The sequence below is a fragment of the uncultured Schumannella sp. genome, from assembly GCF_905479755.1.
Lineage (GTDB): Bacteria > Actinomycetota > Actinomycetes > Actinomycetales > Microbacteriaceae > DCRR01.
Window position 1 is genome coordinate 1 of record NZ_CAJQNT010000052.1, and the last position, 18,478, is coordinate 18,478.

The 18,478-nt window shown below is 69.8% G+C and carries 17 protein-coding genes; 6 read left to right on the forward strand and 11 right to left on the reverse strand.

All coding sequences use genetic code 11. From position 1 onward, the window contains the following. Positions 1-121 precede the first annotated feature (121 nt). From QZ258_RS12165 to QZ258_RS12185, 5 genes are all read right to left on the reverse strand, one after another. The gene (locus QZ258_RS12165) at positions 122-1,492 is read right to left on the reverse strand and encodes a deoxyribodipyrimidine photo-lyase (protein ID WP_294181921.1); all 1,371 of its coding nucleotides are present in this window, start codon (positions 1,490-1,492) and stop codon (positions 122-124) included. After that, the gene (locus QZ258_RS12170; protein ID WP_294181923.1) at positions 1,489-1,935 is read right to left on the reverse strand and encodes a MarR family winged helix-turn-helix transcriptional regulator; all 447 of its coding nucleotides are present in this window, start codon (positions 1,933-1,935) and stop codon (positions 1,489-1,491) included. The genes QZ258_RS12165 and QZ258_RS12170 overlap by 4 nt, the downstream gene beginning before the upstream one ends. Before the next feature lie 243 nt (positions 1,936-2,178). Next, positions 2,179-3,504 carry an MFS transporter gene (locus tag QZ258_RS12175; protein ID WP_294181926.1) on the reverse strand — a complete coding sequence of 442 codons (1,326 nt, stop codon included), beginning with the start codon at positions 3,502-3,504 and terminating at the stop codon, positions 2,179-2,181. 117 nt (positions 3,505-3,621) lie between these two features. After that, positions 3,622-4,608 carry a hypothetical protein gene (locus QZ258_RS12180; protein ID WP_294181928.1) on the reverse strand — a complete coding sequence of 329 codons (987 nt, stop codon included), beginning with the start codon at positions 4,606-4,608 and terminating at the stop codon, positions 3,622-3,624. Further along, entirely contained in the window at positions 4,608-5,237 is a 630-nt protein-coding gene (locus QZ258_RS12185; protein ID WP_294181930.1) for a MerR family transcriptional regulator, read from the reverse strand. Before QZ258_RS12185 ends, QZ258_RS12180 begins: the two co-directional genes overlap by 1 nt. Before the next feature lie 51 nt (positions 5,238-5,288). Between QZ258_RS12185 and QZ258_RS12190 the strand changes: the two genes are divergently transcribed. Next, positions 5,289-5,642, forward strand: coding sequence for a DUF2834 domain-containing protein (locus tag QZ258_RS12190; RefSeq protein WP_294181932.1), 354 nt, complete (start codon positions 5,289-5,291; stop codon positions 5,640-5,642). Here QZ258_RS12190 and QZ258_RS12195 read toward each other — a convergent pair. The 6 genes from QZ258_RS12195 to QZ258_RS12220 form a co-directional block, all read right to left on the reverse strand. Then, positions 5,639-6,301 carry a metal-dependent transcriptional regulator gene (locus QZ258_RS12195; protein ID WP_294181934.1) on the reverse strand — a complete coding sequence of 221 codons (663 nt, stop codon included), beginning with the start codon at positions 6,299-6,301 and terminating at the stop codon, positions 5,639-5,641. The two genes, QZ258_RS12190 and QZ258_RS12195, sit on opposite strands and share 4 nt — an antisense overlap. Then, positions 6,298-7,200 carry a metal ABC transporter permease gene (locus tag QZ258_RS12200; protein ID WP_294181936.1) on the reverse strand — a complete coding sequence of 301 codons (903 nt, stop codon included), beginning with the start codon at positions 7,198-7,200 and terminating at the stop codon, positions 6,298-6,300. Before QZ258_RS12200 ends, QZ258_RS12195 begins: the two co-directional genes overlap by 4 nt. Then, positions 7,197-7,952, reverse strand: a complete 756-nt coding sequence (locus QZ258_RS12205; RefSeq protein ID WP_294181938.1) for a metal ABC transporter ATP-binding protein — start codon at positions 7,950-7,952, stop codon at positions 7,197-7,199. Before QZ258_RS12205 ends, QZ258_RS12200 begins: the two co-directional genes overlap by 4 nt. After that, positions 7,949-8,896 carry a metal ABC transporter solute-binding protein, Zn/Mn family gene (locus QZ258_RS12210; RefSeq protein ID WP_294181939.1) on the reverse strand — a complete coding sequence of 316 codons (948 nt, stop codon included), beginning with the start codon at positions 8,894-8,896 and terminating at the stop codon, positions 7,949-7,951. Before QZ258_RS12210 ends, QZ258_RS12205 begins: the two co-directional genes overlap by 4 nt. 57 nt (positions 8,897-8,953) lie before the next feature. After that, positions 8,954-9,964: a LacI family DNA-binding transcriptional regulator gene (locus QZ258_RS12215; RefSeq protein WP_294181941.1), complete on the reverse strand. Its 1,011-nt coding sequence runs from the start codon at positions 9,962-9,964 to the stop codon at positions 8,954-8,956. A 65-nt stretch (positions 9,965-10,029) separates the two neighbouring features. After that, positions 10,030-11,727 carry a glycoside hydrolase family 13 protein gene (locus QZ258_RS12220; RefSeq protein ID WP_294181943.1) on the reverse strand — a complete coding sequence of 566 codons (1,698 nt, stop codon included), beginning with the start codon at positions 11,725-11,727 and terminating at the stop codon, positions 10,030-10,032. A 240-nt stretch (positions 11,728-11,967) separates the two neighbouring features. On the opposite strand from QZ258_RS12220, the gene QZ258_RS12225 reads away from it, so the two are divergent. The 5 genes from QZ258_RS12225 to QZ258_RS12245 all read left to right on the forward strand — a co-directional run bounded on the left by QZ258_RS12225 (position 11,968) and on the right by QZ258_RS12245 (position 18,397). Next, positions 11,968-13,209, forward strand: coding sequence for a maltose ABC transporter substrate-binding protein (locus tag QZ258_RS12225; protein ID WP_294181946.1), 1,242 nt, complete (start codon positions 11,968-11,970; stop codon positions 13,207-13,209). 70 nt (positions 13,210-13,279) lie between these two features. Further along, positions 13,280-14,902 (forward strand): ABC transporter permease subunit, encoded by a 1,623-nt coding sequence (locus tag QZ258_RS12230; RefSeq protein WP_294181947.1) that lies wholly within the window; start codon positions 13,280-13,282, stop codon positions 14,900-14,902. Further along, the gene (locus QZ258_RS12235; protein ID WP_294181950.1) at positions 14,902-15,795 is read left to right on the forward strand and encodes a sugar ABC transporter permease; all 894 of its coding nucleotides are present in this window, start codon (positions 14,902-14,904) and stop codon (positions 15,793-15,795) included. Before QZ258_RS12230 ends, QZ258_RS12235 begins: the two co-directional genes overlap by 1 nt. Then, on the forward strand, positions 15,792-17,639 hold the full coding sequence (locus QZ258_RS12240) for a glycoside hydrolase family 13 protein (RefSeq protein ID WP_294181952.1): 1,848 nt from the start codon (positions 15,792-15,794) through the stop codon (positions 17,637-17,639). The genes QZ258_RS12235 and QZ258_RS12240 overlap by 4 nt, the downstream gene beginning before the upstream one ends. Continuing rightward, positions 17,636-18,397 carry a hypothetical protein gene (locus QZ258_RS12245; RefSeq protein ID WP_294181954.1) on the forward strand — a complete coding sequence of 254 codons (762 nt, stop codon included), beginning with the start codon at positions 17,636-17,638 and terminating at the stop codon, positions 18,395-18,397. The genes QZ258_RS12240 and QZ258_RS12245 overlap by 4 nt, the downstream gene beginning before the upstream one ends. The last annotated feature ends 81 nt before the right edge of the window (positions 18,398-18,478 follow it).

An 18,478-nucleotide genomic window follows, 5' to 3' on the forward strand; every position in this document is an offset into this window, starting at 1 on the left:
ACCTACCCTGGGACACGAGAACCTCCGTGTGATTGTGAAGACGTTAGACATCTCCACTAAGCCCGGAGGTTCTCCTGTTTCACAAGACCCGAACTGTCACCAAGGTCACTGCTGAGTACATCTAGTCGCTCGGCGGCGCGCTCGTCGCGCGCATGTGCTGGTACGCGTCGAGCGCGCGGGCGCGGGAGGCGCCCAGCTCCACGATCGGCTCCGGGTAGTCGGCGGTCCCGAGCTCGGGCAGCCAGCGCCGCAGGTACGTCTCGTCGGGGTCGAAACGTGCGGCCTGCGTGACCGGGTTGAAGATCCGGAAGTAGGGGGCCGCATCCGAGCCGCTGCCGGCGACCCACTGCCAGTTGCCGGGGTTGCTCGCCTCGTCGGCATCCACGAGCGTGTCCCAGAACCATGCCTCACCGATGCGCCAGTCGACGAGCAGATTCTTGATGAGGAAGCTCGCGGCGATCATCCGCACCCGGTTGTGCATGGTGCCGGTGTGCCAGAGCTCGCGCATTCCGGCGTCGACGATCGGGATGCCGGTGCGGCCCTGCTGCCAGGCGGTGAGTTCCGCCGGGTCCGCCTCGCCCCACGGGAACGCGTCGAATTCGGGGCGGTAGTTCCGGGTCGCGAGGTTCTCGTTGTCGAACAGCAGCTGCGCGTTGAATTCGCGCCAGCCGAGTTCGCTGCCGAACTTGGCGACATTGCGTCGCGCCGCCGGGGAGAGGTCGGGAGCGTGGACGCGGGCCCAGACCTGCGCCGGACTGAGTTCGCCAAAGCGCAGCCGCGGGCTGAGGTGGGAGGTGGCCTCGACACCCGGTTCGTCGCGCCGGTGGTAGTCGGCGAGCGCGCTGGTGGCGAACTCGTCGAGCCGCGCGAGGGCCGCGTCTTCGCCGGGGGTCCAGCTTGCGCGAAGCCCGGCGGCCCAATCGGGTCGGGAGGGCAGCAGGCCCCAGTCGTCGAGGTGGTCGCCGTCGATGCGCAGCCCACGGATGCGTTCCGGCGCGGGCAGCGGCGACCGCATGTCGAGCGCGCTCGCCGCCCGCCAGAACGGCGTGAAGACGCGGTAGGGCGTGCCGCCGCCGGTGAGCACCGTCCCGGGCTCGACGAGCAGTGCCGCCGCGAAGCTGTGCACGTCGATGCCCTCGCCGGTGAGCCGCGTGCGCAGCCGTGCGTCGATCGCGCGCGCAGGGGTGTAGCGCCGATTCCAGACGACCGCGCTCGCGCCGATCTCGGCGACGAGCGCGGGGATGACCTGCTCGGCGGCCCCGCGCCGCAGCACGAGCCAGGCGCCGAGCTCCTCCAGTCGCGCGGCGAGTGCGGCGAGGCTGCCGTGCCACCACCAGCGCGCGGCGCCGCCGAGCGGCCGCACGTCGCTGCTCTGCTCGTCGTGCACCACGACGACGACCACGGGGCCGCCGTGCGCGACGGCGGCGGTGAGCGCGGGGTTGTCGGCGACGCGCAGGTCGTCGCGCAGCCAGACCAGGACGGGCGCGGTCATTCGAGGCGCGGTCCCGCGTCGGGCCCGCGGAGCTTCTGCGTGAGCCTGAGCAGTTCGTCGATCTCCTCGGGGGCGAGCACCGACATCTCGTGGGCGATCGCGGTGCTGTGCTGGGCGCCGACGCGCCGGAACAGTTCGAGGCCGAGGTCGCTCAGGGTGATGACCGTGCCGCGGGCGTCGTGCGCGTCGCGCGAGCGGGTGACCAGGCCGCGCGCCTCGATCCGGTCGATGAGTCGACTCACGCTCGGTTGCGTCAGCAGCAGGTGCTTGGTGAGGTCGCGGATGCGCGCCGCGTGCTGGGGCTGCCGATACAGGTTGAAGAGCACGTCGTACTCGTTGAAGGACAGTCCTTCGGGAAAGACCGCGAGCAGGCGGCGCAGGATCGAGACCTGTGCGCGGTAGAGCGACTCCCAGGCATCAACGGCCCGCGTTCGGTCGGTCATGGACCCACTCTAGGCATGGGATACGGGTGCCGAGATGAGGCGTCCCGTTAACAGATTGAGGGTCGGTCGCAGAGGCACGCGACCGACCCTCTCCCTTGCACCAAGAGTGTCCTGCAATCACATTCCGCGGTAGCTGCCACAGCAAACAACTAACGCTCTTGAAAGATATAACGGAAAGGTAACGCTGTCTAGTTATCCGTTCGTTATTTTTGCTTCGGGTTTTCTGTGAGGGCGTGCTCGGCGCTACCGCGCATCAGACGAGCCCTCCGCGGGCGCCGTCCGCGGCGCGGCGGCGGCGCGTTTCGCGGCGGCCCGCTCGGCATCCGCGGTGCGTGCGGCGGCGATGGCCGCCCGCCCCGACGGCACCGAGATCGCCACCAGCATCACCACGATGCAGGCGGCTCCGGCGACCACCAGCAGGGTCTCCACGCGCCAGACATCGGCGAGCGGGCCGAAGACGGCCATCCCGATCGGGGTGGCGAGCGCCATCACGATGCTGACGTAGCTGAACACGCGACCGTGCATCTCGGGGCGCACGCTCTCCTGCATGAGCGTCATGAACGGCGCCGTGAGCGGCGGCACCAGCAGGCCGAACAGGAAGATCAGGGCGTAGAACCCGATCAGGTCGGTGCTGAAGCCCAGGGCGATCGTCGTCAGACCGAATCCGAAGGTCGAGAACAGAATCAGAGCGATGCGGCTCGACCTGGCCAGCAGCGTCGACACTACGACCCCGCCGAGCATCATGCCGATGCTGAAGGCGGCCTCGAGTACGGTGACCATCCAGACCTCGGAGCCGAAGCTCCGGGCGACCATCAGCGGGGTCACGTACGACGGTGCGATGGTGAGCAGGAAGATGATGGCGAACACCGTCAGAAGCCAGCGGACGACGCGGTGGGTCGCGACGTAGCGGGCGCCCTCGATGAGGTCGGCGCGATAGGTCGTGGTCTTCTCGGCGATCGCCTGGAGGGTCGGCACGGCGACCAGCGACAGCAGCAGGATTCCGATCGCCGCCGAGACGACGTCGATGAAGAAGACCGGCACGATGCCGAACACTCCGAACACCACCCCGGCGGCGACGGGTGCCAGCAGCGTCATCGAGGACTGCATGGTGTGGAAGATCCCGTTGACCCGCATGAGGTGCTCGGGAGGCGTCACCTGCGGGATCATCGCGGAGACGGCCGGCGTCTGGACGCCGGCCCCGACCGATCGCACCGCCACCGCGAGCAGGATGATCCAGAGCTCGGTGACGCCGCTCAGCATCAGCAGGGCGAGGGCGAGCGTCGTCAGAGCGATCGTCGCGTCGGAGATCATGACGAGAACGCGGCGGTTGATCCGGTCGGCCAGCACGCCGCCGAAGATGGCGATCACGCCCTGCGGGGCGAAGGCGGCGATGGCGTAGAGCGCGACCGCCAGGCCCGAGCGGGTCTCGAAGGTCACGTACCACATGACCGCGAACTGCACGACGAGCGAGCCGAAGAGGGAGATCGTCTGTCCCGTGAGGAACAGGGCGACGTTGCGCTTCCATGGTCGGGTCCCAGGCGTGGAGAGCTGAAGATCGGGTGACGCCATGGGCATCCTTCGTGCACAGTGGCGGTCGCGATGACCGCAGAGGAAATGTACCCGCCGCAGCGCGTGGCGTCAGCACAAATCAGAGAATTCCTTGCTGAATGCCGACCGGCTCACGGCTCATGCGGCTGGGGGAGGCGAGGTGCGCGTGAACCTCCGGCGCAGGCCGCGCACGATCACGGCGACAGCGGCGATCACGACGAGCAGCGCCGCCACCACCGACGTGCCGAGAATCGGCCCCGCCGGGGCGATGATCGACTGCCCGGCGAGCGCCTGCCAGGTGAGCAGCACGGTCGCACCCGCGTACGCCGCCGTGGCGATGACGACGAGCTCGAACCGGAGGCGCGCCCCGCGCAGCACGCTGACGCGGGCGGAGAGCAGTTCGAGCGCGAGCAGGGCGAGCGGAATCGCCTGCATCGCGTGCATGCCGATGAAGTGCGGCACGCGAAGGTCTCCCGCCTCCGTGCTCCAGCCGAAGAACGGAAGCCCGGGGCCGCCGTCCGGAACGCCGACCGCGTGCGCGCCGGCGATGCCCTGGAAGTCGTTCAACTGCTCGGAGTTGGGGCTCGTCATGAAGAACGCGAGCCCCATGCCGACGATGCCGAGGACGACGCCGGCACGCACGGCCAGGTTGCGCGCGCGATCGGGGCCGGGGCTTCGGAACAGGCCGAGGCCGATGAGCAGGGTCATGATCCAGACCACGACGATCGAGGTCGCCATGATCGACCAGAGCGTGGTGTTCAACGGTGTCGCGACGTTGAAGTGGCTCGTCGAACCGACGGCGGCGGCGCCCACGATGATGACAATCTCGACGAGCAGTCCGACGACGGCGATCGTGCCCGCCGCCTCCGCGAGCCGGCGACGACGCGGCACCAGACCGATCAGCCAGGCGAGCGTGACCGAGAAGATCGCGATCGAAATGGCGAACTTGAGCGGCTTGAACCAGGCGTTCTGGCCGAGGATCTCGCGCGGGTCGACGATCGCGAGAACGCCGGAGGCGACGGCGAGCACCGCCATGACGGCGGCCAGGGCGAGCAGCGGGCGGTGCCAGCGCACGGGGCGCGGCACGGCGAGCGTGGCGGGACGGGGTGCGGTGGAGGTGCTCATTAGCAGACGTCTCCAGTCGGGTCGAGAGCGGTCGAAGACAGGTGTTGTTGGGCCATGCGGCGGAGCCCCGCCACGAGGGTGTCGCCGAGCACGGTGCCGACCACGGCGGTCTCGGCGGCGGCGGCGCGGTCCCCGCTCATCGGGGTGACCGAGAGGTCGGCGGCGGCGATCCGTTCCGTGGCCTCGAGGTAGGCGGGAAGGGCGGCGGCGAGGTCCTCGCGCCCGAGTTCGGCGTAGCGGTCGAGGATCCCGGCGGCGAGATCGATGCCGGGGTTGCCCGGGTGCACGCGCCAGCCGCGGGCGGCGGCGAGCTCAAGCACGCGGGCGCGCGACTCGGGCGAAGCGGGGGTGTCGGCGCCCTCGATCGCGCCTTGGGCGACGCCGAGCGTGTCGTAAACCGGCATCGACTCGTCGTCGATGGCGGCGAGCACGGTGCGCGCGCGGGCGATCGTCAGCCCGCCGGCCTCGATGAGCGCGCGCAGCAGCCGAAGGCGCCCGAGGTGGCTGTCGGTGTAGTCGGTCTGGTTGTAGCCCGTGCGCTCACCCGCGGGAAGCAGTCCTTCGCGCGTGTAGTACTTGATCGAGGCCGACGAGACGCCGCTGCGTTCGCTCAGTTCGGAAATCCGCATGTCGATAGGATAACTATCGACAGTCGAACTATCAACCCCTAGAGTGGCGTCATGATCGCACCCGCTCGCCCCCGTCTCGTGCTCGCCGTCGTCTGGATCGCCCTCGCCGTGCTCGGACTGATCGGCACCTGGTACTTCAACCTCAGCTTCTTCGCCGGCGGACAGGGCGCCGACTACCTCGGCTCCTGGTTCGCCAACGCCGCGAGCTCCTCGGCCGCGGTCGACCTGATCGTGGTCGCCTCCGCGGCGAGCATCTTCATGGTCGTCGAAGGAATCCGGCTCGGCTGGGCGCGCTGGATCTGGCTGCTCGTGGTGCTGAGCTTCGCGATCGCGATCGCCTTCACGTTCCCGCTGTTCCTCGGGCTCCGCGAGCTGGCGCTGCGGCGTCGGGCCGCGACGAGCTAGGCCGCGACCACGCGAATCGCCTCCGCCGCGCGGTCCCCGAGCGACAGCTCCGCCGCGTCCAGCTGCACGACGATCGTTCCCGCGACGGGTTCGAGACGCACCACCCGCAGCGGCGCATCGAGCACGATGCCCGCCGCCTCGAGGTAGCGCAGCAGTTCGGGGTCGGCATCCGAGACGCGCGCGATGCGCACCGTCGCCCCGGGCTCGGCCGCTCGCAGCGGGATGCCGGCGAACTCCGGCAGGCTGCCGTCGCGCCGGGGAATCGGGTCGCCGTGCGGGTCGCGATCCGGGTCGCCGAGCTGGCTGGCTACGGCGTCGACAAAGCGATCCGAGACGGCGTGCTCCAACACCTCCGCCTCGTCGTGCACCTCGTCCCAGGCGTAGCCCAGCTGCTCGACGAGGAACGTCTCGATGACGCGGTGCTTGCGCACCATGGCGACGGCGATCCGCTCGCCCTTGGCGCTCAGCGCGATCGCGCCGTAGGGGGCGTGCGTGACGAGCCCGCGGGTCGTGAGCTTGCGGATCGCCTCCGACACCGAGGAGGCGGCCAGCCCCAGCCGCCCGGCGAGCACGCTCACCGTGACCGGTTCGGCGCTCCACTCGGCCGCGTTCCAGATCGCCTTGAGGTAGTTCTCCGTCTGAGTCGAGTTCTCCGTCATGATGCCTCCGAGATGTCGGGGGTGCGGGCCGAGACGCCGGCCCGTCGGGCGCGGCGGGCCGCCGCGAGTCGGGCCGCGAAGACGCCGTGGCGCGGGCTCGCCAGAAACACGATCGCGAAGAGGGCCCCTTGGGTGACGACGACGAGTGCGCCGGGGGAGGCATCCCACCAATAGCTCAGGTAGATGCCGACGACGCTCGCCGTCACCGCGAGGGCGGGCGCGATCACGAGCATCCGGCCGAAGCGGTCGGTGAGCAGCGACGCCGTCGCGCCCGGAATGATGAGCAGCGCCACCACAAGCACCACCCCGACCACCTGCAGAGCGACCACGGCGGTGAGAGCGAGCATGCCGAGAAGGAGCGCGCCGAGCAGCCGTGGTGACAGCCCGATCGCGAAGGCGTGGGTGGGGTCGAAAGCGAACAGCGTGAGGTCGCGACGCTTCACCAGCACGACGATCAGCACGATCGCGGCGAGCCCCGCGATCTGAGCGAGCTCGGCCGGGCTCACCCCGAGCACGTTGCCGAACACGATGTGCGTCAGGTCGGTCTGGCTCGGCGTCACCGAGATGAGGGCGAGGCCGAGCGCGAACAGCGTCGTGAAGACGATGCCGATCGCCGCATCCTCTTTGATCCGGCTGCGATCGCGCACGATGCCGATCAGCCCGACCGCGAGGATGCCGAACACGACCGCGCCGAGCGCGAACGGCGCGCTCACGATGTAGGCGAGCACGACACCCGGAAGCACCGCGTGCGACACGGCGTCGCCCATGAGTGACCAGCCGATCAGCACGAGCCAGCAGCTGAGGAGCGCGCAGACGAACGCGGCGATCGAGGTGGTGACGAGCGCGCGCACCATGAAGTCGTAGCCGAGGGGCTCGAGGATCCAGTCGAGCGGGTTCATGCGACGTCCCCCTCGCGCGCCGTACCGAGCCCGAAGGCGCGGGCCAGGTTCTCGGGCTTCAGTACCTCGGCGGTCGGCGCGTGCAGGAGCACCCGGCGCAGCAGCAGGATCGCCTCGTCGGCGAGGGCGGGCAGCGCGTGCAGGTCGTGGGTGGAGACGATCACCGAGCGGCCGTCATCGGCGAGTTCGCGCAGCAGACGCACGATGAGGTCTTCGCTGCGGCGGTCCACCCCCGCGAACGGCTCGTCGAGCAGCAGGATCTGCGCGTCCTGCGCGATCGCGCGCGCGACGAAGGTGCGCTTGCGCTGGCCGCCGGACAGTGCGCCGATCGGGCGGTCGGCGAGGTCGCGCAACTCGACCCGGTCGAGCGCCGTCGCGACCGCCTCGCGATCGAGCGGGCGCGGGCGGCGGGTGATGCCCTGGCGGCCGTAGCGGCCCATCATCACGACATCACCGACCGTGAGCGGAAAGCGCGGATCGACATCGTCGGCCTGCGGAACCGAGGCGACCAGTCCGCGCCGACGCGCCTGCTCGGGCCGCAGCCCGCCGAGTCGGACGGTGCCGCGATCAGCGCGCACCGCCCCCAGCGCCACCTTGAACAGCGTCGACTTGCCCGCGCCGTTCATCCCGATCAGTCCGCACACGCGCCCGGGTTCGACCCGCAACCGATCGACCTCCAGGGCGAGCAGGTCGCCGTAGTAGACGGCAAGGTCATGCAGTTCGAGCGCGGGGGTGCCCGCCGTCTCGGTCATGACGAGCTCCCGCTGAGGCCGGCGATGATCAGTTCGACGTCGTGGCGCAGCAGGTCCAGGTAGCTGGGCACCGGTCCGTCCGCCGCCGAGAGCGAGTCGACGTACAGCGTGCCGCCGAACGTCGTGCCGGTGGCCTCGACGACCTGCTGCATGGCGCGATCCGAGACGGTCGACTCGCAGAACACCGCCGGCACCTCGTTCTCGGCGACGAAGTCGATCGTGGCGGCGATCTGCTGGGGGGTGGCTTCCTGCTCCGCGTTGACCGGCCACAGGTAGTGCTCGGTGAGGCCGGCATCCCGCGCCAGGTAGCTGAACGCGCCCTCGCAGGTGACAAGCGCACGGTGGTTTTGGGGCAGCTCGGCGAGCGCGGCGAGTAGCTCGTCGTGCACCGACCGCAACTCGGCGGTGTAGGTCTCGGCGTTGGCGGCGAAGTCCTCGGCGTGTTCGGGGTCGAGATCGGCGAAGGCCGCGGCGATCGTGGCGACATACCCCTCGGCCTCGGCGGCCGACATCCAGGCGTGCGGATTCGGTGCTCCCGCCGCGGCGTCGCCGTCGATCGGGATCGGGGTGACCGTGTCGCCGAGGACGACGTGCGGGACGTCGAGCTGCTCGATGAACTGGGCGAACCAGGCCTCGAGTCCGAGGCCGTTGTCGAGGAGCAGGTCGGCGCTCGCGGCCGTCCGCAGGTCGCCCGGGGTCGGCTCGTAGCCGTGGATCTCGGAGCCGACCTTGGTGATCGACTCGACGCGCAGGTGCTCGCCCGCGACGTTCTGCGCCAGGTCGGCGAGCACGGTGAACGTCGTCAGCACGACCGGGCGATCGTCGGCGGGCTCGGCGGGCTCGGCGCTCGTCGCGCACCCGGCAAGCGCGAGCGCGGACGCCAGGGCGAGCACGGGGAGTGCGGCGGTCGTACTGCGTCGACGATGACGCCAAAAATTCGGCATACCGAAACTTTAGATGAGGATGGACGAATTCGCCGCGGAGCTCCCGGCCTCGCGGGCTCAGACCGCGCGGGCCGTCGTCGACCGCACCATGAGCTCGAACGGGAGCGGGGTGTTGAGCGTGTCGATCGTCCGCGTGTGCGGCTGGAGCTCATCCATCAGCACCTCGACGGCGCTGCGGCCCTGCAACTCCGGGAACTGCGCGATCGTGGTGAGGCCGAAGAACTCGGCGTAGGCGTGATTGTCGACGCCGACGACCGACAGATCGTCCGGGACGCGCATACCGAGATCGCGCGCCGCGAGGATCGTGCCGAACGCCATCTCATCCGAGGCGGCGAAGACGGCCGTGGGACGCGTTCGCGGATCGCCGAGCAGCTGCTTGGCGGCGTGATAGCCGCCCTCGAGGCTGAAGTTGCTGGGCGCGTAACGCGCCGGATCGAGCGGGATGCCGGCCGAGGTCAGGGCCTGCTCGTAGCCGACGCGGCGATTGGTCGGAACGTGGAAGTCCATTTCGAACTCGGCGTCGCCGCCGATGTGGGCGATCGCGCGGTGGCCCAGGGAGATCAGGTGCTCGGTGGCGAGTCGCGAGATGGCGACATCGTCGACGCTGAGGGTGCGGATGCCGGGAAGCGGGCCGCCGACACCGACGATCGGCTTCTTGAGATTGAGCAATCGCGCGACCTCCTCCGAGGTCAGTTCCAGGCTCACGGCGATCACCGCGTCGACGCGTTTGCGCAGCAGGAAGTCCTCGAACACGCTCCGCCGCTCGGCGTCGCCGCGCAGGTTGTACAGCGTGAGGTCGTAGCCGTGCGAAAGCAGCGCGGACTGCGCCCCCTCCAGCACCGCGGTGTAGAACCACCGATTGAGGAACGGAACGACGATGCCGACGTTGCGCGTGCGACCGCTGGCGAGACTCGACGCGTTCGAGGAGACGACGTAGCCGAGCTCCGTCGCGGCCTCCGACACGCGCTCGCGCGTCGCCGGTGACACCGAGCCGCGGCCGCTCAGGGCGCGCGACACCGTCGCGGCGGAGACGCCGGCGAGGCGGGCGACTTCATCGATGCCGGGCATGCGCGCTCCTCCCGGTGCTGGCCCTCGTGTGTCCCGATCCTACTGACGACGCGGTGCGCCGCCCGTCAGTGCTCCAGCCACACGGTCGCGTCGGCCGGCAGTCGGCCGTCGGCGAGTTCGGTGCTGGCGACGAGCACGCGACCGGCCGGCAGTGAAACGGGATGCTCGCCGAGGTTCGTGATGACGGTCAGCCCGCCCGCCCGGAAGGCGAGCACCTCCGCCGGGAAGTCCGGAAGCCAGGTGAGCCCCGTCCGACCGAGGTCGAACCGGCGCCGGGCGGCGAGCGCCGCGCGATAGAGCTCGAGCGTGCTTCCCTCGACACCGCGCTGCTGGTCGCGGGCGAGGGCGCGCCACGAGTCCGGCTGCGGAAGCCAGCTCGCGCCCGCGGCGCTGAAACCGAATGCCGGCGCCTCGCCCTCCCAGGGAAGCGGAACGCGACAGCCGTCGCGGCCATAGCGCTCGCCCGCGGTGCGGAACCAGGTGGGGTCTTGTCGCGCGTCGTCGGGCAGGTCGATCGCTTCGGGGAGCCCGAGTTCCTCGCCCTGGTAGAGGTAGGCGCTTCCGGGAAGCGCGAGCATGAGCAGGCTCGCGGCCCGTGCCCGACGTAGCCCCAGCACGGCGTCGGGCTGGTGCGGCGATCTCGGTCCGAGTCCGTGGCCTTGCGGGTTGTCGCCGGCGATCGCGAGGCGACTCGCGTGGCGCACGACGTCGTGGTTGCTGAGCACCCACGTGCTCGGGGCGCCGACGGCGCCGAACGCGGCGAGCGAGGCATCGATCACGCGGTGCAGTGCCGCCGCATCCCACGGTGTCTCGAGGTAGGCGAAGTTGAACGCCTGGTGCATCTCATCGGGGCGCACCCACTGCGCCATCCGGCTCAGCGGGTCGACCCAGGCCTCCGCCGCGAGGATGCGTTCGCCGGGGTAGGAGTCGAGCAGGCGACGCCACTCGCGCCAGATCTCGTGAACGCCCTCCTGGCCCCAGTAGGGCGGGAGCGGGGCAGGCTCGGCGTCGATGCCGCCGGCCCCGCCCATGCTGCCCGCGCCCTCCGGCGGGGTGTAGTCGGGCAGGCCGTCGGCCTTGATCATGCCGTGCGCGACGTCGACCCGGAAGCCGTCGACGTCGCGATCGAGCCAGAAGCGCAGGATGTCGAGGAACTCGGCGCGCACCTCAGGATTCGACCAGTCGAGGTCGGGCTGGGACGCGTCGAAGATGTGCAGGTACCACGACCCGTCGGCAACGCGCGTCCACGCGGGGCCGCCGAAGACGGACTCCCAGTTGTTGGGCGGCAGTTCGCCGGTCTCCCCGCGTCCGTCGCGGAACAGATAGCGTGCGCGTTCCGGGCTGCCGGGGGCCGCCGCGAGGGCGGCCTGGAACCAGCGGTGGTCACTCGAGGTGTGATTGGGCACCATGTCGACGATGACCCGGATCCCGAGTTCGTGCGCTCGCGCGATGAGCGCGTCGGCGTCGGCCAGCGTGCCGAAGATCGGGTCGACCGCGCAGTAGTCGGCGACGTCGTAGCCGGCGTCGCGCTGCGGCGAGGCGAAGAACGGCGAGAGCCAGACGGCGTCCACCCCGAGTTCGGCCAGGGCTGGCAGGTGCTCGGTGATGCCGCGGAGGTCGCCGATCCCGTCGCCGTTGGCGTCGGCGAACGACCGCGGGTAGATCTGGTAGATCACGGCGGAGCGCCACCATTCGGCGGGGTGCGGCGCGGCGGCTGCCGCGGGGGACTGCGGCGCGGCGCTGCGCAGTGGATCGGTGAGCATGCGGTTGAGAGTAGGTGGCGTGAGGACAAAAATGCAAGCGCTTTCACTCGTGTTTCTCGCGGGAGTGCAAGAAAACGGGAGCAGGTACTTGGCAACTGCGAGAAGTTCAGCTAAGAATGTAAGCGCTTGCAGACCTGCGAGCCCCAACCAAGAGAACGGCCTCTTCCGCGCGGCGCCGAGTGCACAGCACCCGGCCGGGAGCGCGACGGGGGCCGCTCCGCAGCAGGAAAGGTCACACCAATGAGGGTGCAATCCACTCCCCGCGCGCTTCTTTCCAGCGTCGCCGTCGCCGCCGTGGGCGCTCTGGCGCTCGCCGGATGCAGCACGGGACCCGAGACGCCGCAGTACTCCGGAACGCTGACGGTGTGGGTCGATGCCGACCGCGCCGCCGTGCTCGAAGACGTCGCCGCCCAGTTCCAGGAGGAGCGCGGCGTCGAGGTCACGCTCGTCCAGAAGGACTTCGGTGACATCCGCGACGACTTCACCACTCAGGTGCCGACCGGCGAAGGCCCCGACATCATCGTCGGCGCGCACGACTGGCTCGGCAAGCTCGTGCAGAACGGCGTCGTCGCGCCGCTCGAGCTCGGCGACAAGGCGAGCGAGTTCCAGCAGGTCGCGATCAACGCCATGAGCTACGAGGGCCAGAACTACGGCCTTCCCTACTCGGTCGAGAACATCGCGCTGCTGCGCAACACCGACCTCGCGCCCACGGCTCCGACGACCTTCGATGAGCTGATCGCGATGGGCCAGGCCTCCGTCGACGCCGGCGACTCCGAGTACCCGTTCCTCGTCGGGCTCGACCCGAACGCCGCCGACCCGTACCACCTCTACCCGCTGCAGGCGTCGTTCGGGGCGACCGTCTTCGAGATCACGCCCGACGGAACCTACGACCCGACCAAGCTCGCCCTCGGTGTCGCCGGCGGCGAAGCCTTCGCGCAGAAGCTCGCCGAGTGGGGCGCGATGGGCGTGTTGAACACGAACATCTCGGGCGACATCGCCAAGGAGGAGTTCAACGCCGGCAAGTCGCCGTTCTACCTGACCGGCCCGTGGAACGTCCCGGCCGCGGCCGAGGCGGGCATCAACTACTCGATCGACGCGATCCCGTCGGCCGGTGGCGAGACCGCGACGCCGTTCGTGGGTGTGCAGGGCTTCTACATCAGCTCCAAGAGCGAGAACGCGCTGGCCGCCAACGAATTCCTCGTGAACTACGTCGGCACCGAGGCCGTGCAGACCGCGCTCTACGAGGTCGGTGGGCGCGCCCCCGCGCTGATCAGCGCCTTCGAGGCCGCGCAGGGTGACGCGGACGTCGCCGCCTTCGGTGCCGTCGGCGCCAACGGCGTGCCGATGCCGAACGTTCCCGCGATGGACTCGGTCTGGGCCGACTGGGGAGCAACCGAGGTCGCGATCATCAACGGCCAGGGTGACCCGGTCGAGCTGTGGCAGGCGATGGTCGCCAGCATCCAGTCCAAGATCGAGGGCTGATTTCCGGAGCGGCCCCGGGGGCATCGTCCCCGGGGCCGCTCATCCCGTCCCGCCGTCACCTCGGAGAACCATGACCACGTCGACTCCCGGCACCACCCCGCCGCTCGCACCTCGCCCCGCCGCCACGGCGAAGCCGCGAGGGGTGCACCACCCCGGAACGCCCAGCGTTCGCAGCATGTTGATCAAGATCTCGCTCCTCGCGATCGTCGACTCGCTCGCGGTGTTCGCGCTGTTCACGCTGCTGCTCAAGGAGTCCTGGGTCGTCTTCGGGATCGCCCTCGCCGTCACGCTCGCCATCAACTACATCTATCTGAAGCCCGGGCTCCTGCCCGCGAAGTACCTCGCGCCGGGCATCTTCTTCTTGGCGATCTTCCAGATCTTCGTCGTCGTCTACAGCGGCTACATCGCGTTCACCAACTACGGCGACGGCCACAACGGCTCCAAAGAGGATGCGATCGAGTCGATCATCGCGAACGCCCGCACACGCGTTCCCGACTCGCCCACCTACCGCCTCACCGTGCTGGAGCAGTTCGGCACCTTCAGCTTCCTCGTCACGACCCCCGAGGGCGAGGTCTTCGTCGGCGGCGAAGACCGGCCCCTCGATGAGGCGCCGTCGGCGCGCCTGGACAGCACCGGCAAGGCGATCGAGCTCGACGGCTACACGACCCTCGACTTCGGCTCGCTGATTCAGAACCAATCCGTGATCGCGGACCTCTCGGTGCCGCTCACCGACGACCCCAACGACGGCGCACTCCGCACCCCGGACGGCAGCTCCGCCTACCTCTACACCTCCGCCCTCGAGTACGACGCCGAGGCCGACGCCATCGTCGACACGGCCACCGGGGAGCGGTTCCTCGACCGGGGAGACGGCGCCTTCGCCAACGAGGCGGGACGCGAGCTCTCGCCGGGCTGGAAGATCGACGTCGGCTTCGACAACTTCGCCCGCGCGTTCACCGAGGAATCCATCCGCGGGCCGCTGCTCGGCGTGATCGCGTGGACCTTCGCCTTCGCCCTGCTCTCCGTCGGCATGACCTTCGCCCTCGGCCTGTTCTTGGCGATCGTGTTCAACGAGGCGCGGATGCGCGGCCGCAAGTTCTACCGCATCGTGCTGATCCTGCCCTACGCGTTCCCCTCCTTCCTGTCGGGCCTGGTGTGGTTGGGCCTGCTCAACCAGGACTTCGGATTCGTGAACCAGGTGGTCTTCGGCGGTGCCGCAATCCCCTGGCTCACCGATCCCTGGCTCGCGAAGGCGAGCGTGTTGATCGTGAACCTGTGGCTCGGGTTCCCGTACATGTTCCTGATCTGCACGGGGGCGCTGCAGTCGATCCCGGACGAGCTGACCGAAGCGGCCCGCGTCGACGGCGCCCGGCCGTGGGCGATCTTCCGGCTGATCAAGTTCCCGTTGCTGCTGGTCTCGGTGGCGCCGCTGCTGATCTCGTCGTTCGCCTTCAACTTCAACAACTTCAACGTCATCTACATGCTGACCGGCGGTGGACCGCGCAACGTCTCGGCGGGCGTCGACGCGGGCGCGACCGACCTGTTGATCACGCTCGTCTACAAGGTCGCCTTCGGCAGCGGAACGGGTCGCGACTACGGTCTCGCGAGCGCCTTCGCGATCCTGATCTTCATCATCGTGGCGGTCGTGTCGATCATCGGCTTCCGTCGCACCCGCGCCCTGGAGGATCTGAACTGATGGCTACGCTTCCCGCTTCCGTCCCCGTGCGCCGCCGACGCTCCGCCGCACGATGGTTTGCCGACACCGGCTGGCGCCACCTGGTCGGGATCGCCGTCGTGATCTTCGCGACGTTCCCGTTGCTCTATGTGCTCTCGGCGTCGCTCAACCCGACCGGAACCCTGGTCGGCTCGAACGTGCTGTTCCGCTCCCTCGACATCTCGAACTACATCGAGCTGTTCAACCGCCCGCAGCAGCCCTACGCCGCCTGGTTCGCCAACACGCTCGTGATCGGGCTGATCGCCGCCGCCGGCACGGTCTTCCTCGGGGCGCTCGCCGCGTATGCCTTCTCGCGGATGCGCTTCACCGGCCGCCGGGTCGGGTTGCTCAGCCTGCTGCTCGTGCAGATGTTCCCGCAGCTGCTCGGCGTCGTGGCGATCTTCCTGCTGCTGTCCGGCATCGGCGACATCTTCCCCGCGCTCGGGCTCGGCTCCCAGCTCGGCCTGATCATGGTATACCTCGGCGGCGCGCTCGGCGTGAACACCTACCTGATGTACGGCTTCTTCAACACGGTGCCGGCCTCGATCGACGAAGCGGCCAAGCTCGACGGCGCGAGCCACGCGCAGATCTTCTTCGGCATCATCCTGCGCCTGGTGGCTCCGATCCTCGCCGTGGTCGGGCTGTTGTCCTTCGTCGGTACCACGAACGAGTTCGTGATCGCGAGCATCGTGCTGAGCGACCCGCAGACGCAGACCCTCGCGGTGGGGCTCTACCAGTTCGTCTCGCAGGAGACCTCGAAGAACTGGACGCTGTTCTCCGCCGGCGCGGTGCTGGCCGCCATCCCGGTCATGGCACTGTTCCTGTTCCTGCAGCGCTACATCGTGAGCGGACTGACCGCGGGTTCGGTGAAGTGAGCTCGTCGCTTTCCGCGCCGCACCACGACGGGTCGCCGCTCTACGTCGAGCGGGCGGCGCCGGAGCTCGGCGACCGGGTGCGCGTGCGGCTGCGCGTTCCTCGACACGACGGCCCCGCGCTGCGGCGCGTGCACGCGCGCAGCAACCCCGACCACGAGCCGCGCTGGGATGAGGCGCATCGACTCGCGGGTGATCACGCGGACGAGTGGTGGGAGGCGTCGATCGAGGTCGCGAACCTGCGACACGGCTATCGCTGGCTCCTCGAAGACGAGGCGGGCGGCATCCGCTGGCTGAACCAGGCGGGGTTGAGCTCGGGGGAGACGCGCGACGTGGATGATTTCGCGCTCGTGGCGGGCAACGCACCTCCCGCGTGGATGACCTCGTCGATCATGTACGAGATCTTTCCCGACCGTTTCGCGCGCTCGGCGGCCGCAGAGCAGCGCCCCGCACCCGAGTGGGCCATCCCGGCCGGCTGGGGCGACCCGGTCGATTCCGAGATGCCCGGGCGCTCGCAGCAGTTCTACGGCGGCGACCTCGACGGGATCACCGAGCACCTGGATCACCTCGCCGACCTCGGCGTTGACCTGCTGTACCTGAACCCGTTCTTCCCGGCCGCGTCGAACCACCGCTACGACGCGGCCAACTTCCGCGTGGTCGACCCGCTGCTCGGCGGCGACGAGGCACTGATCCGGCTCGTCGAGGCGGCGCACGCGCGCGGCATGCGGGTGATCGGCGACCTGACCACGAACCACTCCGGCGACCGCCACGAGTGGTTTAGGGCGGCACACGGCACCCCGCAGGCGCCGGAGTCGGAGTTCTACTACTTCACCGACGCGAGCAACGAGAGCTACGAGAGCTGGCTCGGGGTTCCGAGCCTGCCGAAGTTCGACTGGAGTTCGGCCGAGCTCCGGCGTCGGTTCATCGAGGGTCCCGACTCGGTCGTCGCGCACTGGTTGCGCCCGCCCTTCAACCTCGACGGCTGGCGGATCGACGTCGCCAACATGACCGGGCGACTCGGCGTGGTTGACCTCAACGCGGAGGTGCGCCAGACGCTGCGCCGCACGATGCGCGAGATCAACCCCGACACGGTGCTGCTCGCCGAGTCGACGAATGACGCCACCGACGACTTCACCGGCGACGCCTGGCACGGCGCGATGACCTACGCCGACTTCACCCGGCCTCTCTGGGGCTGGCTCGCGTCGCCCGCCGAACCCGACGAGGAGCTCTGGTTCTTCGGGGTGCCGGTCACCCGCATCCCCGCGGTCACCGGCACCGAGCTCGTCGCACAACACGAGCGCTTCGTTGCGGGCATTCCCTGGCGGGTGCGACTCGGCACGATGCACGCGCTCGACACGCACGACACGGCGCGGTTCCTCACGCACGCGTCGCCCGACGCGCTCGCCGTGGCGGTCGGCCTGTCGGTGACGCTGCCGGGAATCCCGACCGTGTGGATGGGGGACGAGTTCGGACTGCTTGGCGAGGACGGGGAGGCCTCCCGCACCCCGATGCCGTGGGGGCGCACCGGCGACGCCGCGGAGGGCACCTTCGCGCTCTATCGAGAGCTGCTGGCACTGCGTCGCGCCCATCCGGTGCTCGGCACCAGCGGTCTTCGCTGGCTCCACGTCTCGGACGACGCCCTGCTCTTCGTGCGGGAGTCCGCCGAGGAGTGCGTGTTCGTTCTCGCCGCGCGGGGCGCCGCCGAGGTGCCGGTGTCCGACGCCGGGCCCGTGGCCCGCGTTTTCGGCACCGTGGACTGGGGCGAACGGCTCGCGGCGCCGGGCCCTGGATTGACCGTCTGGCGCGGCCCCGGCGTCGGCGGCCCGAGTTGGGAGGGGACGGCGTGACCGAGAACCTCGACTTCGACGAGTGGACCGACGCGCTCCACGCCGCGCTGAGAGCGCGCGAGGGCGCCGCCGGCCTCGTGCTGCTCGGCTCGACCGTCGCGGCGCACCGACGCGACGAGTGGTCGGATCACGACTTCTTCGCGCTCGCCGCACCCGGTCGCGGCGCGGAGCTGCGCGCCGTCGAGGAGTGGCTGCCGTTTCCCGAGAGGTGCGTCCTGGTCGCTCGCGAGGGCGAGATCGGGTTCGCGGCCGTCTACGACGACGGCCACGTGGCCGAGTTCGCCGCGGCCACCGCCGACGAGCTGGCCGGGGCGCTCGTGACCGGCGACAGCGCGATCGCCTTCGATGACGGTCCCGCGGCGGGGCTCGTCGCCGCGGCGCGCGCCCGCGTCGAGGCCGTGACGATCGACCCGGTCAACGAGGCCCGGCTCGTGCTGGTCAAACTCCTGATCGGTGTCGGGCGGGCTCGCCGCGGGGAGCGGTTGGCGGCGGGGCACTTCGTCCGGAGCTGGGCCCTCGAGTGTTTTGTGCGCGTGGTCCGCGCGCGGATCCCGGTGGCCGATTCGGTGCGCGACGCGATCGACCCCGTGCGCCGCTTCGAGCGCGACTACCCCGAACTCGCGGCGCAGCTGGACGAGGTTCTCGCCGCACCCGTCGAGGAGGCGGGCCGAGGCCTGTTCGAACTGTTCCGAGAGACGCTAGATGTACCCGGTCGGATCGTTGGTGACGCGGTTGTAGGGAGAAGGCCTTCATTCTGAGTGGTGTCTAGATCACTCGAAGAGGAAGGCCTTCTCTTGGTCCACGTTAAAGCGCGATTGGCTCCGGCAGGTCGCTTCATC

What these genes read in the sequence shown, in the direction of transcription:
- QZ258_RS12165 (WP_294181921.1), bottom strand. Translation starts at nt 1,492, where the DNA reads ATGACCGCGCCCGTCCTGGTCTGGCTGCGCGACGACCTGCGCGTCGCC.
- QZ258_RS12170 (WP_294181923.1), bottom strand. Translation starts at nt 1,935, where the DNA reads ATGACCGACCGAACGCGGGCCGTTGATGCCTGGGAGTCGCTCTACCGC.
- QZ258_RS12175 (WP_294181926.1), bottom strand. Translation starts at nt 3,504, where the DNA reads ATGGCGTCACCCGATCTTCAGCTCTCCACGCCTGGGACCCGACCATGG.
- QZ258_RS12180 (WP_294181928.1), bottom strand. Translation starts at nt 4,608, where the DNA reads ATGAGCACCTCCACCGCACCCCGTCCCGCCACGCTCGCCGTGCCGCGC.
- QZ258_RS12185 (WP_294181930.1), bottom strand. Translation starts at nt 5,237, where the DNA reads ATGCGGATTTCCGAACTGAGCGAACGCAGCGGCGTCTCGTCGGCCTCG.
- QZ258_RS12190 (WP_294181932.1), top strand. Translation starts at nt 5,289, where the DNA reads ATGATCGCACCCGCTCGCCCCCGTCTCGTGCTCGCCGTCGTCTGGATC.
- QZ258_RS12195 (WP_294181934.1), bottom strand. Translation starts at nt 6,301, where the DNA reads ATGACGGAGAACTCGACTCAGACGGAGAACTACCTCAAGGCGATCTGG.
- QZ258_RS12200 (WP_294181936.1), bottom strand. Translation starts at nt 7,200, where the DNA reads ATGAACCCGCTCGACTGGATCCTCGAGCCCCTCGGCTACGACTTCATG.
- QZ258_RS12205 (WP_294181938.1), bottom strand. Translation starts at nt 7,952, where the DNA reads ATGACCGAGACGGCGGGCACCCCCGCGCTCGAACTGCATGACCTTGCC.
- QZ258_RS12210 (WP_294181939.1), bottom strand. Translation starts at nt 8,896, where the DNA reads ATGCCGAATTTTTGGCGTCATCGTCGACGCAGTACGACCGCCGCACTC.
- QZ258_RS12215 (WP_294181941.1), bottom strand. Translation starts at nt 9,964, where the DNA reads ATGCCCGGCATCGATGAAGTCGCCCGCCTCGCCGGCGTCTCCGCCGCG.
- QZ258_RS12220 (WP_294181943.1), bottom strand. Translation starts at nt 11,727, where the DNA reads ATGCTCACCGATCCACTGCGCAGCGCCGCGCCGCAGTCCCCCGCGGCA.
- QZ258_RS12225 (WP_294181946.1), top strand. Translation starts at nt 11,968, where the DNA reads ATGAGGGTGCAATCCACTCCCCGCGCGCTTCTTTCCAGCGTCGCCGTC.
- QZ258_RS12230 (WP_294181947.1), top strand. Translation starts at nt 13,280, where the DNA reads ATGACCACGTCGACTCCCGGCACCACCCCGCCGCTCGCACCTCGCCCC.
- QZ258_RS12235 (WP_294181950.1), top strand. Translation starts at nt 14,902, where the DNA reads ATGGCTACGCTTCCCGCTTCCGTCCCCGTGCGCCGCCGACGCTCCGCC.